This window comes from Stenotrophomonas sp. P5_B8 (assembly GCF_054049855.1).
Genome location: NZ_JBFULO010000800.1, coordinates 1 through 784, shown reverse-complemented (window position 1 = coordinate 784; position 784 = coordinate 1). Strand labels below are relative to the sequence as shown.

Here is a 784-nt window from a genome sequence, read left to right as displayed (position 1 = left end):
ATCGATACACCGGATGCACGCGGCAAGTGATTGATTGTAAAGGATATGTGGTGATTGCTTTTGGGGGCAATTTTGAGCAATTTCCGAACGGGGAACTTGCAATGTCATTGATTCATAAGGAAATTATTTCAGGCCCGGATTGCCTTCCCGAAAAGCAATCAGGTTGCTTGGATGTTGCCTTATTATTGCCATTGATATAGGTACATAAGTTATTGTATTTAAAGTAATTTATTGGACTTGGTGCGGGGTGGTTGCAAAAATTGCTCATTCCCCGTGGTCATCGGTTTTTTTCCTTAAACGGGCGGGGACGCGCCGGCGTCCACTGTGGTCGCTCTCTCGCTCTCTCGCTCTCCCCGGCGCCGCCCTTCAACGCCGTCAGGACGATCCCCAGCTTTGTCGCAGTCGTTGCGATGGCCAGCCGTATCCTCTCCGCCTATGACGCTGCCCGACGACTTCGAATGGAAGACCCCGCATGGCGCCCTCGGCCCGGACACTTTGCTCGAGCATCGTGGCGTCGCTGTCGTCCAGATGCATCACAGCATCGATGGGGTATGGCGAGCGACCTTGGGGCGCTACAAGTTCCCTGCAGACGGGCTGCGGGTGTGTACCGACTACGATCAGGGCCGCAGCGGTGCCGAGACCTGGGTGTGCCGGCACCAGGTACGACTACGTGCGGACGTGGACAAGATTGTCCAGTGGCGTGAGGCCGTGCAGGGCAACCGTTTGCTAAAGGAAACGTTGCCGCATCCATTTCCTTGAGGCAGCGCCCTGCAGGGAGTTAGGC

2 protein-coding genes are annotated in these 784 nt (G+C 55.9%); both read left to right on the top strand.

Annotated features, from left to right (window positions below):
- A partial coding sequence (locus ACXJKH_RS21540) for a hypothetical protein (RefSeq protein ID WP_457322437.1) occupies positions 1 to 200 on the top strand: 200 nt, incomplete at its 5' end.
- A 235-nt stretch (positions 201 to 435) separates the two neighbouring features.
- Positions 436 to 759, top strand: coding sequence for a hypothetical protein (locus ACXJKH_RS21535; RefSeq protein WP_457322435.1), 324 nt, complete (start codon positions 436 to 438; stop codon positions 757 to 759).
- Positions 760 to 784 lie beyond the last annotated feature (25 nt).